At 30.4% G+C, this 12023-nt stretch carries 11 protein-coding genes and 1 riboswitch; of the genes, 10 read left to right on the forward strand and 1 reads right to left on the reverse strand.

Going from position 1 to position 12023, the window contains the following annotated elements:
* The first annotated feature begins 84 nt into the window (after positions 1 to 84).
* From essC to BEE63_RS16715, 10 genes are all read left to right on the forward strand, one after another.
* Positions 85 to 4641, forward strand: a complete 4557-nt coding sequence (gene essC, locus BEE63_RS16675; RefSeq protein WP_242874828.1) for a type VII secretion protein EssC — start codon at positions 85 to 87, stop codon at positions 4639 to 4641.
* On the forward strand, positions 4634 to 4885 hold the full coding sequence (locus BEE63_RS16680) for a methyltransferase (RefSeq protein ID WP_066022454.1): 252 nt from the start codon (positions 4634 to 4636) through the stop codon (positions 4883 to 4885). The genes essC and BEE63_RS16680 overlap by 8 nt, the downstream gene beginning before the upstream one ends.
* A gap of 36 nt (positions 4886 to 4921) precedes the next feature.
* Positions 4922 to 5224, forward strand: coding sequence for a WXG100 family type VII secretion target (locus tag BEE63_RS16685; protein WP_066022455.1), 303 nt, complete (start codon positions 4922 to 4924; stop codon positions 5222 to 5224).
* Between the two features lie 31 nt (positions 5225 to 5255).
* The gene (locus BEE63_RS16690) at positions 5256 to 5558 is read left to right on the forward strand and encodes a pore-forming ESAT-6 family protein (protein WP_066022456.1); all 303 of its coding nucleotides are present in this window, start codon (positions 5256 to 5258) and stop codon (positions 5556 to 5558) included.
* 277 nt (positions 5559 to 5835) lie between these two features.
* Entirely contained in the window at positions 5836 to 6717 is an 882-nt protein-coding gene (locus tag BEE63_RS16695) for a hypothetical protein (protein WP_066022457.1), read from the forward strand.
* Between the two features lie 85 nt (positions 6718 to 6802).
* A complete protein-coding gene (locus BEE63_RS16700; RefSeq protein ID WP_066022458.1) occupies positions 6803 to 7534 on the forward strand; it encodes a hypothetical protein in 732 nt (243 codons plus the stop codon).
* A 25-nt stretch (positions 7535 to 7559) separates the two neighbouring features.
* The gene (locus BEE63_RS16705; protein WP_066022459.1) at positions 7560 to 8444 is read left to right on the forward strand and encodes a hypothetical protein; all 885 of its coding nucleotides are present in this window, start codon (positions 7560 to 7562) and stop codon (positions 8442 to 8444) included.
* Positions 8434 to 8562, forward strand: coding sequence for a hypothetical protein (locus tag BEE63_RS22340; protein WP_278327423.1), 129 nt, complete (start codon positions 8434 to 8436; stop codon positions 8560 to 8562). Before BEE63_RS16705 ends, BEE63_RS22340 begins: the two co-directional genes overlap by 11 nt.
* A gap of 16 nt (positions 8563 to 8578) precedes the next feature.
* Positions 8579 to 9247: a hypothetical protein gene (locus tag BEE63_RS16710; protein WP_066022460.1), complete on the forward strand. Its 669-nt coding sequence runs from the start codon at positions 8579 to 8581 to the stop codon at positions 9245 to 9247.
* A gap of 376 nt (positions 9248 to 9623) precedes the next feature.
* Complete coding sequence (locus BEE63_RS16715) at positions 9624 to 10094, forward strand: GNAT family N-acetyltransferase (RefSeq protein ID WP_175400859.1); 471 nt, start codon at positions 9624 to 9626, stop codon at positions 10092 to 10094.
* 618 nt (positions 10095 to 10712) lie between these two features.
* Here the strand turns inward: BEE63_RS16715 and BEE63_RS16720 are convergent.
* Positions 10713 to 11888 (reverse strand): phosphoribosylaminoimidazolecarboxamide formyltransferase, encoded by a 1176-nt coding sequence (locus BEE63_RS16720; protein ID WP_066022462.1) that lies wholly within the window; start codon positions 11886 to 11888, stop codon positions 10713 to 10715.
* Positions 11889 to 11939: 51 nt separating this feature from the next.
* Positions 11940 to 12019, reverse strand: a riboswitch (ZMP/ZTP riboswitch).
* Positions 12020 to 12023: the final 4 nt, after the last annotated feature.

Here is a 12023-nt window from a genome sequence, read left to right on the forward strand (position 1 = left end):
TTTTGCATTTATAGGAAAAGGAGGGACAAGGCTATTATTATTCAGGTAACATTAATAAAAAAAGATTCTACTAATACATGTGTTTTGCCAGAAAAGCAGAACGGACAATATTGGATAAGTGAAAAAAGTAAAAATGGTTATGGACAGGATGTAATTAGTGTTGAAGGTTTTCAGGAAAAATGGTTTTTAGTTTCAAATAAAAATGTGTTTGTAACGGACGAAAATGATGAAAAAGTTATGAGAATGGCTTTAGAGCCAATGCAATTTTACAATATATGTTTTTCAGAATCAAAGGAAAGAGCACTTATATATTCAGAACCCGTTACAGCGGATAGAAAGCATTTTAAAAAGTTTATTATACATAAAAATACTAAGCTTGTAGTTGGTAGAAGTGATGATTGTGATATTATATTTGAAAATGAATTTGTATCTTCACATCATGCTGAAATTAATATATCAGAAAAAAGTATTAGTATAAAGGATTTAAATAGTTCTAATGGAACCTTCGTAAATGGTTTTAGGGTGGAACAGGATAAATTAAACCCAGGTGATGTCATATACATTTTGGGACTTAAGATTATAGTGGGAAAAGGTTTCTTAGCTTTAAACAATCCGGATTCTTTAGTTAAGCAAAATGGTAATGTACTAAAGATATTTGTAAAGCAGAAGGTTGAAGCAGCAGAAGAAGATTTAGAAGCAGAAAGTAACATGGATTTATTTTATCGTTCTCCGAGATTTAAAAGAGATATAGAAAGAAAAGTTATAAGGATAGATTCTCCTCCAGCTATTGGAGATGGAGATGAAATGCCACTTATGCTTATATTAGGACCCTCTTTAGCTATGGGTATGGCATCATTTTTTACAGGTATTATGGCACTGCAAAATGTCATGAGTAATCATGGAAGTATAATGACGGCTGTTCCAACTTTAGTAATGTCACTTAGTATGCTTGTGGGAACAGTTTTATTTCCTATTCTATCAAAAAAGTATGAGACAAGAAGACGTAATAAAAAGGAAAAAATACGATGCCAAAAATATAGAGCATATCTTAAGAAGGTAGAAGGAAAAATAGTTGAAGAATGCATTAGACAAAGCAAAATACTTCATGAAAATAATATAACCTTAGATGAATGTATAAGTAGAATAAAGCTAAAACAGAGGAACCTATGGGAAAGAACTTATGAACATAATGATTTTTTAAGTGTAAGGCTTGGAATTGGAAGCATTCCCATTTATGCGGATATAAAATATTCAGAGAAAAGTTTTTCAGTTGAAGAAGATGTTCTTAAGGATGAAATGTACAAAATGGCGGATAAGCCTAAAATGCTAGAGCAGGTTCCTATAACTATTTCTTTTCATGAAAAATGGATATCTGGGATAATTGGTGATAGAAACAGGGTTATAGAGCTTGTAAAGGGCATTATAGTACAGCTTACAGCCTTTCACAGTTATGATGAACTAAAGTTTGTATTTATATATGACAAAAGTGAAGAGAAAGTATGGAATTTTGCAAGATGGCTTCCATACACCTGGAATCAAGGTAAAACAATTAGATTTATAGCTGAAGATTCCAATGAGGCCAAGGAACTTTCTTTATATCTATTAAGTGAATTTAATAGAAGAAAAGCCATGGGTAAGGAAAAAAGCCTTGAACAAATGGGACCATATTACATGGTGTTTTCAATAAGTAGGGAGCTATCTAAAAAATCTGAAATTGTAAATACCATACTTGAGAGTAAAGATAATTATGGTTTTGCTTTAATAACTCTTTATGATGAACTTAAAAATTTGCCTAAAGAATGCAGAACGGTTATAGAACTTGGAGAGCGCGAAGGTAAAATATATGATAAAAGCGATATAAGCGGTAAACATCTTGATTTTCAGCCGGATATTTTCTTAAGACAAAGCATAGATGATATAGCAGTTGATCTGGCAAATATAAAGCTTGATTCCTTAGATGCTTCTTATAGCTTGCCTAAAATGCTTACTTTTTTGGATATGTACGGTGTATCTAAAATTGAACATTTGAATTCTTTAACCAGGTGGAAGAAAAATGATCCAACGGTATCTCTAGAGGTTCCTTTAGGCGTTGATACAAGAGGAGAAGCGTTTAAAATTGATTTGCATGAAAGGTATCATGGCCCTCATGGATTAATTGCAGGAATGACAGGTTCAGGTAAAAGTGAACTTATAATGACTTTGATTCTTTCTTTGGCTGTAAATTATCATCCATATGAAGTTGCCTTTATTCTCATAGACTATAAGGGCGGAGGAATGGCAAATGTTTTTACAAAGCTTCCACATTTAGCGGGAACAATAACAAATTTGGATGGTGCAGCGGTAAAGCGTTCGCTTGTTTCAATACAGAGCGAGTTGAAACGTAGACAGGCTATCTTTAGTGAAACAGGGAAGAAATTAAATTTAAGTAACATTGATATTTATAAGTATCAAAAACTTTTTAGAGAAAAAAAGGTAACTGAGCCTTTGCAGCATTTGTTTATAATATCCGATGAGTTTGCAGAATTAAAAACACAGCAGCCTGATTTTATGAATGAACTTGTAAGTGCCGCTAGAATAGGAAGAAGTCTTGGAGTCCATCTTATACTAGCAACTCAAAAGCCATCGGGAGTAGTTGATGACCAAATATGGAGTAATACAAGATTTAGAATATGCCTTAAGGTTCAGGAAAAAGAAGATAGTATGGATGTTATAAAAAGGCCAGATGCTGCAGAATTATCTGTAACAGGAAGATTTTATATGCAGGTTGGATTTAACGAATTTTTTGAACTAGGTCAATCAGCCTGGGGAGGAGCTCCTTATTATCCATCAGAGCAGATAGAGGAGAAAAGCTATGATAGAGTTTCAGTTATAGATGATTTAGGACATACTATACGTGAAGCTAAAATAGCAAATAAGGCGCATACTGTAAAGCATCCTCCAAAGCAAATTGATGAAATAAATAATTATCTTGTGAAACTTGCGGAGGAAGAAAATATTAAAGTTAGACCTTTATGGCTTCCTCCAATACCAGAAGTTATATGTATTGATGACACAGCTAAAAAGTACAAAATAAATAAAAATGAAAAGTGCATATTAAGTCCTGTTGTTGGTGAAATTGATGATCCTGCAAGACAGAGACAGCTGCCTTTAGTACTTCCTATTACGGAAGAGGGAAATGTAGTCATTTATGGTTCTGCTGGTAATGGAAAAACTACTTTCTTAACTACACTAATTTATGCGCTTATGAAGGATCACTCGCCAGATGAACTTAATCTCTATATCCTTGACTTTTCGGCAGAGACACTTAAGGCATTTTCAAAAGCTCCTCATGTTGGTGATGTTGTTTTATCCCATGAGAGTGAAAAGATAAACAACCTTATTAAAATGCTGACTAAGGGAATAGAAGTTAGAAAAAAGACACTTTCAGAGTATGGAGGAGATTATGTTTCATATAACACTAAAGGAAATGGAAGTATGCAGTCTATAGTTGTTATAATTCACAATTTTGCAGCCTTTAGTGAAATGTATGCAGACTTTGAAGAAAATATTTCATATTTAACTCGTGAAGGAACAAAGTATGGTATTTATTTTGTTATTACAGCAGCAGGTGCAAGTGCTGTTAGGTATAGGATTTTACAGAACTTTAAGCAGCTTTATGTACTTCAATTAAATGACTCTGTAGATTATTCAGGGATACTTGGAAATGTAGGAGGGGTATATCCTTCAAAATATAGAGGTAGAGGAATTTTCAAAAAGGACAATGTGTATGAATTCCAAACTGCAATTGTAGGAAATAGTCCAGATAATATATTTGAATTTGTAAGAAATTATTGTAAGGTATACGCTGAAGCCTGGAAAGGGAAATCAGCTAAAAAAATTCCTATACTACCAGAGAAGGTTGATATTTCTTATTTAAGAGATGACATATTAAATGGAGATTATGACAAGATACCTGTTGGAGTGCAGAAGAATAATTTTAAGACAGTTTATTTCAACTTTTATGATAACTACATAAACTTTGTGTTCTCTTCAGGAAATGAAAATGCAGGTTTCTTGCAGGGATTAGCTGAAATTTTTGTGCTTAAAGGTGTAAATGAAGTAATTGTATTAGATCCAGTAGATATGTTTAATGATATAAAAGGTACACAGTATAAATATGTAAAAGCAGAAGAATTAGAGAAAAATGTTGTTTACTTATTTAATACTTTAGTATATAGAAACAATACGTATAAAGATGCAAAGGAAAAAGGAGAGAAGCTTCCTAATTTTAACAGGATTATTTGTATAGTAAATTCTATGTCAAGTCTTATAAGTAATCTTTCAGATGATGGAAAAGACAAATTGAATGTCCTTTTAGACAAGGGAGAGGCTGAGTACAATGTGAATTTCATTATTTCCGATGCTATTGGAAATATAAATTCCTATTCAATTCAAAATTGGTATAAGTGCCTTGCACTAAATGATGGAATTTGGATTGGAGATGGAATAGGTAACCAGTATCAACTCAAGATTTCAAACGTAAATAAAGATATGTACAAGAGTATAGGGGATGATTTTGGTTACGTAATTTCAAAGGGTAAGCCCAAACTTGCAAAACTATTGTTATCTACAAATTATGAGGGGGATGATATATATGGATAAAATTTTAGTTAGTATATATGTTCCGTCAATAGGATGTAGTTATGATGTGTACATACCATTAAAAAGTAAGTTTTATGAAATTGTAAGATTAGTAACTAGCATAATCGAGGAATTATCTGAAGGCTATTTTATAGGTGATGATGATTCTGTATTATGTGATAGGATAACAGGAGCAATTTATAATGTTAATATGTCATCAGCTGAACTTGGACTTAAAAATGGTTCAAAGCTGATGCTAATATAAATAAAGTAATTTTTTCACAGGAGAGGAGAAATTAAAATGGGAAAATCTATACTTGTAGATCCATCAAAATTAAAATCAGCATCAGGCAATATGGATACAGAAATTGCACAATATGAAAAGAATTATAATCAGCTTTATAGTGAAGTTGAAGCAATGAAATCTGCATGGCAGGGTTCTGATAATCAGGCATATGTAACACAAATAGAAGGCTTTAGAGAGGCATTTAAAGCAATGGTTAGTGTAATGAAGGAGTATTCAGATTTCTTAAAGTCATCTTCAACTTATTATTCTCAGGCTCAAGAAGAGACTATGAATGCAGCAAGAAGATTAACTAACTAATTAAGACAAAATAAGAAAGAAGGAATTTATAATGGCTTCAGATGGAATAAAGATATCTTTTGCAGAGGTTTCAAAGACAGCGTCAAGTATAAGAAATTTAAATCAAAGTTTGACATCAGAACTTGAAGACATGAAAAGAGAAGTAAATGGTTTAAATGGAACATGGCAGAGTGATGCTGGAAACACAATAAGGGACAAGTTTAATGCATTAGCACCTAAATTTGATGATTACAGAAGAGTGGTAGATTCATATGCAAGATTTTTAGATAGTGTTGTTGAGAACTATACTCAAATGGAAGCTTCAATAAATAATAATGCAAGTGCATTTAGATAATATAAAGAGGCTGTTGCATTAAAAATTAAGAATTAAGAATTAAAAATTAAGAATGATGGAGGATTTTCCGCCGCTTTGCTCTGGAAAATTTAATAATACAGGAAGCAGTATAAGCTTAAAAGTTTTTCATGGTGTAACGGAGAAAAAGTTACATTCATTCTTAATTCTTCACTCTTAATTCTTAATTTTTTTCTGCTTTTAAGTAGTGCAACAGCTCCTTTTATATTATAAATGATTAAAAAATGCTCATATAAGCTTTTAAGAAAGGATTTTTAAATTGAACAAAATAAGAAAAGTAGTATGTATTTTTATAAGTTTAATTGTAATTTTACTAGAATTATGTGGGTGTGAAACAAATGGAATGGTAGCTAGTGATTTTCAAAAGTATGCTAGAAAAAAGTATGCTATGAAGGCGAAAGTTAAAGGTGTGGATCAAGGAATGTGGGATGTTTTGGGCAGCTCGCGTGATGAATGCTTATTATATCCTATAAATAACCCGTCTAAAAAATTCCTAATGACTAGAGACCATCATACTATGGGGATAGCCAATGAATGTACGGATGGATATTTTAATAATTTAGTACAATCCTTGATTGAGGAGCGCATTAAAGGAATTATGGGAGATAGATTTAAAGATTTTAAATATTGCTTCTCTATTTCTAGTTATTATTGTGAAAAATTTAAAAATGAAAATAAGAATATGAGTTTTAATTTAGATGATGTTCTAAATAATAAAGATGAGATTGATATTGATACATATGTGTTAGTTGATAGTGGAGAAAAATTTGATAAAACTCAAGCGGCTGAAAGGGTTTATCAATTTATGAATGAACTTAGAAACAGTAATCTAGTTAATAGAGATATAAACATGGTATCTATGAGTTTAAGTTTTTATTTTGTAAATAGCCATACGTTTAATAAAACAAAACCAGAAATCATACAAAATGAAGAGTCTGAAGATGCAAAGCAAAACAGAAGACTGCAGGGAGATAAAGAAGAAACTGGAGATTACGATCAAAAAGAAGCTAAGGCACAAGCGAAGATATACAAAGAAACCCATTATTATGATAAAGCAGTATGTGACATATATAAGGATAATACAGTAGATGAAATTTTAAATGATTTTAAAAGCGTAGAAGATCCTAAAAAGGGTATGTAAATGCTATAGTTTATTAAATGATTATATAAAAGTAAGCAAGCTATAATTGAATATAAAGGTAGCCTTAAAATAAACGGAGGAAAAAATGAGAGCAAAAAAAGTTGTAATAAGTGCACTAGTAATAATACTATTTTTGTTAGGGGTAAGTTCATTTAAGATAGTTGATGAATATAAGCTTCACAATATGGTTAGCTATGAAGGAAATAAATATGCTTTGTATTTAAAGGTTAAAGAACATAAATTATTATCAAATGAAATGATTGTATATCCTGAGAATGATGTAAATAGATTTTTTTATGTAAAGAAAGAGAAAAAGGATACATATAAGGATGGATATGTATACAGATTGATAGAGCCTTTATTATATGAAAGAATACTTGGAATACAAAACCAGGATTTTAAAAATTTCAAATATGCAGTTATGGTATCTAACAATAATGATGGGAATTTGTCTGTTTCAGATTATGATTACAAAGAGCAGCCAGAATTAGAAGACTTTTTTAACAAGGAAAAAAAGGCTTTAGTTACAATAAAAGTGTTTGTCAATTATGGAGATAAACTGGACAAGCTACAAACAGCTAATGAAATAGGAGATTTTATTAATAAGATAATGAAGAACAAGTTGTCTAATAGAGATGTTAAAATATCCTTTCAATTTTATCTTGTTACATCAAAACAGTATGTAAAGATAAATCCGGAAAAATATAAATTTAAATATAAAAATGAGATTATAAAAGATTTGACTATAAAAAATATAGCTTCTATTGAGTGCAAAGGACAAAAGGATTATAAGGATAAAGTGAAAATCACGCACTAAAGCAAAGTAAGAAAGGGTTTTTTTATTGAAGAGGTTAAGAAAAGTAATATGCATTTTTATAAGTTTAATTGCAATTTCAACAGTATTGTGTGGGTGTGAAACCAATGGAATGATAGCTAATGATTACAAGAAATATGCCAGAAAAAAGTATGCAATGAAGGCAAAAGTTAAAGATGTGTATCAAGGAGGTTTAGGGATTTTTTGTAGTTCTTATGATGAATGTTTATTATATCCGGCCAATAGCCAGTCTAAAAAGTTTCTAATGATTAGGACACATCTTTTTACAAATAGCCAAAGTAAATGCACTGATGAATATTTTAATAATTTAGTACAATCTTTGATTGAGGAACGCACTAAAGGAATTATGGGAGATAGATTTAAAGATTTTAAATATTGCTTTTTTATCTCTAGTTATTATTGTGAAAAATTTAAAAATGAAAATAACAATATGAGTTTTAATTTAGATGATGTTATAAATAATACAGATGAGATTGATATTAATACTTATGTGTTAGTTGATAGTGGAGAAAAATTTGATAAAACTCAAATGGCTGCAAGGGTTTATCAGTTTATGAATGAACTTAGGAATAGTAATTTAATTAATAAAAAGATAAACAGGATGTCTATGAAGTTGAATTTTTATTTTGTGAATAGCTATGTGTTTAATAAAACAAAACCAGAAACTATACAAAAAGAAGATGCTCATGAAGAGATGTATGTAAAAAGAGTACTGCAAGGGGAAGAAGAAAAAGATAGAGATATTGAAATAGAAGATAATAAGGCGCAAGCAAAAATATATGGAGAAACGCATTATTATGATAAAGCAGAATGTGATATATATAATGATGATACAATAGATAAAATTTCAGATGAGTTTGAAAGTGTAAAAAAATCTAAGAATGGTATGTAAATTTAAGGATAGAAATGAAATTATGAAAACTGAGTCTGTGAAAAATATAGTTTCTATTGAGTGTAAGGAACAAAATGATAAAGATAAAGTAAAAATTACATATATTAAAACAAAGTAAGAAAGGGTTTTTTTTATTGAATAAATTAAGAAAAGCAATATGTATCTTTGTAAGCTTAATTATAATTTTAACGTTGTTTGGGTGTGAAACAGATAAGGATACAGCTAAGGATTTTAAAGAGTACACTAAAGCTAAATATGCAATGAATTTTAAGATTAAGAGTATATCTCAAGGGTCAAGTTTCTTTGGTGAAGGCAGCTATCCTGATGAATGTGTAATTTATTCTGAAAATAATCCTTCTAAAAAATTTACAATAACTAAAAATCATTGCTATTTTGGTAAATCTACTACATATAATGATGGATATTTTGCATCACTTGTAAGCAATTTGGTAAGTGAACGTATTAAAGGAATTATGGGAGATAACTTTAAAGATTTTAAATATTATGTTGATATTTCAAGCGACATTATAAAAAAAGATAATGATATGAGTTTTGATTTGAATTCTGCTATAAGTAATCAGAAGGAAATGACAATTAATTTATATGTTTTAGTTAATAGTGGAGAGAACTTTGATAAAAATCAAATGAATTCCAGGGTATACCAGTTTATGAATGAACTTGAGAATAGTAATTTAATAAATAAAGGAAATCATCATATAAATATTTACTTTCATTTTTATTCTGTAACTAATGAGGTTTTTAATAAAACAAATCCTAAAATTTTAAAGCATGGAGCAAAATAACATTACTGAAGGAACATTAAAAAAATCCTATAAATCTAAGATGAAAAAATCATAAAATCCTAAGATATTTTAATAACTCCCTATCGGTCAGACAAATTAAAATATCTAAGGATTTTACGATTTTTTCACCAAGATTTATTAGAATTTTTTTAAATCGTTCCTTCAGTAATGTTATTTTGATTTAAATGTAAAGCAAGGGAAAAATTCCTCCGTGCCTACGGAATTTAATATATCAAGATTAATAGGAAATTATGATACCAGAAGTGAATTGTATTTTTAATATCATGGTACTGTTAGAATCTATAAAAAACACTTATATTTATAAATGAATAATGATTAAATAAAGTGAGATGATGAAAATATGGGGTTAGAACTTGTGCCATATTCAAATGATTATATTAAATTTATTGAAAAGTGGGAGAGTACTAAAGAATTATCTAAGTATTTGTCTCATACTAGGCCGCAGTATTTAAGAGAATCGGATTTAGCTCTTGAAAAGCACACATTATTTTTTATGATAAAATTTGACGAATCAATAATAGGTGCTGCATGGCTTGAAAATATAACTGAAAATAATGGAAAACTTGGAATTTATATTGCTGATGTGAACTGCAGAGGAAAGGGCATAGGGAGTGAAGTAATAAGAATTTTAAAGGAAAAGGCATTTAAAGAAATGAAACTTAGTAAAATATATTTAAATGTTCGTGAGACAAACAAGAGAGCCATTAGCTGTTATAAAAAATGTGGATTTGAAATAATTAAAAAGTATCCTAAAAAGCATTTTTCGGATTCTTCTTACCAGGGCGTATATGAGATGGAGCAAAATAACAGTGCTTTGGAACATTAAAAAAAGTCTATAAATCTAAGGCTAAAAAATCATAAAATCCTAAGAGTTTTAATAACTCGCTAAAAAAATGCTCAAACAAATTAAAACTCTAAGTATTTTATGATTTTTTAACCAAGATTTATTAGACTTTTTTTAAATCATTCCTTCAGCACTGTTATTTTGATTTAAGGGTAAAGCAAGGAAGAAATTCCTTCGTACCTACGGAATTTCAGGTATGATTAATAGAATATTATAAGGCTCTGGCTTTACAGATTGTTCTCCTGTAATAAGATATCAGGGTATTATAAAAGAATTTTTTAATTAACGAATCAAAGTTATTAATCGTAAACATTAAGAGCGCCTGTATTTTATAAAGAAGGATAATGAGCTTCGCCCAAACCTCGTATATGATAATATTCATTATACTTTTTTTAAATCGTTCCTTAAGAGAAGTAACAGTATTTTGGAAACAATTTAAATAAAACTCAATAAGACTTTGCTCCAAATAATGAAAAGACTTAGAAATTTTAATTTGTTTGAGCTTTTTTTCAGCGAGTTATTAAAATTTCTTAGTATTTTCATTATTTGGAGCTTAGTCTTATGAGCTTTATTTAATGTTTCCAAATACTGTTACTTCTCTTAGTGATGGAACAACCTTACTTTGGAGAATGCCATTACCATGCCGTAATTGTCGCAGGCTTCGATGACAACATCATCCCTTATAGAACCTCCAGGTTGAACGATATATTTTACACCGCTTTTAGCAGCTCTGTCTATATTGTCGCTGAAAGGGAAAAATGCATCTGAGCCCAGTGAAACATTTTTAAGATTTGAAAGCCATTTATCTTTTTCTTCTTTTGAAAGTCTCTTAGGTATGGATTTTAAAACTCTTCCCCAGCCTACTGTTTCAGCATCAGTAACATCGTCACGAAGGTATTGATCTATTAAGTTGTCTCTATCAGGTCTTGAAATGCCTTCTTTAAAAGGAAGATTTAATACTGCTTCATGCTGTCTTAAGAACCATATATCTGCCTTTGAAGCAGCAAGTCTTGTACAGTGTACTCTGGACTGCTGTCCTGCTCCAACACCGATTACCTGACCGTCTAGGGCAAAGCATACAGAATTTGATTGAGTATACTTTAAAGTTATCATAGAAATTATTAAATCACGCTTTGCTGATTCTGGAAGGTTTTTGTCCTTAGTTACTATATCTTGAAGTAAGCTTTCATTTAAAGGTGTTAGATTTCTTTTTTGTTCAAAAGTAATTCCGTAAATTTCTCTTCTTTCAATTACAGCTGGTTCATAATCAGGATCAATTTTTATTATAGTGTAATTTCCTTTTTTCTTTGTCTTTAAGATTTCTAATGCCTCAGGTTCGTAGTCTGGTGCTATTATACCGTCGGAAACGGATTTTTTTAGTATCTTCGCAGTAGCAACATCAACTTTATCACTTAAAGCGGCAAAGTCTCCATAAGAGGACATTCTATCAGCACCTCTTGCTCTTGAGTATGCAATTGCTGCTGGAGTTAATTCAGTGCCTTCTACTAAATATGATTTTTTAAGGGCATCACTTAGTGGAACAGCGGTACCTACGCCTGCTGGACTTACGTGTTTAAAAGATGCAGCAGAAACAAGACCTGTAGCTTTTCTTAATTCTTTTACAAGTTGCCATGAGTTTAGTGCGTCCATGAAATTTATGTATCCTGGTCTGCCGTTTAGTACTTCAAGGGGTAAAACTCCTTTATTTACATATATTCTAGCTGGACTCTGTTGAGGGTTACATCCATATTTTAGTTTTATTTCTGAAACTTTCATTTATACATCCTCCTAAAAATTAAATACAAAAAAAGCCTGAGTAAATCACATACAATTCACCCAGGCGGTCGATTAAATATAGATTGTGTTTCCTATGGTAGACTCCATTTCCGCCAGTCACACAACCTTCTAGTT

Source organism: Clostridium pasteurianum (assembly GCF_001705235.1).
Classification (GTDB): domain Bacteria; phylum Bacillota; class Clostridia; order Clostridiales; family Clostridiaceae; genus Clostridium_S; species Clostridium_S pasteurianum_A.

Bases quoted from the DNA above. Each gene is read 5' to 3' on its own strand.
- BEE63_RS16680 (WP_066022454.1), top strand. From the start codon at position 4,634: ATGGATAAAATTTTAGTTAGTATATATGTTCCGTCAATAGGATGTAGT.
- BEE63_RS16685 (WP_066022455.1), top strand. From the start codon at position 4,922: ATGGGAAAATCTATACTTGTAGATCCATCAAAATTAAAATCAGCATCA.
- BEE63_RS16690 (WP_066022456.1), top strand. From the start codon at position 5,256: ATGGCTTCAGATGGAATAAAGATATCTTTTGCAGAGGTTTCAAAGACA.
- BEE63_RS16700 (WP_066022458.1), top strand. From the start codon at position 6,803: ATGAGAGCAAAAAAAGTTGTAATAAGTGCACTAGTAATAATACTATTT.
- BEE63_RS22340 (WP_278327423.1), top strand. From the start codon at position 8,434: ATGGTATGTAAATTTAAGGATAGAAATGAAATTATGAAAACTGAGTCT.
- BEE63_RS16720 (WP_066022462.1), bottom strand. From the start codon at position 11,888: ATGAAAGTTTCAGAAATAAAACTAAAATATGGATGTAACCCTCAACAG.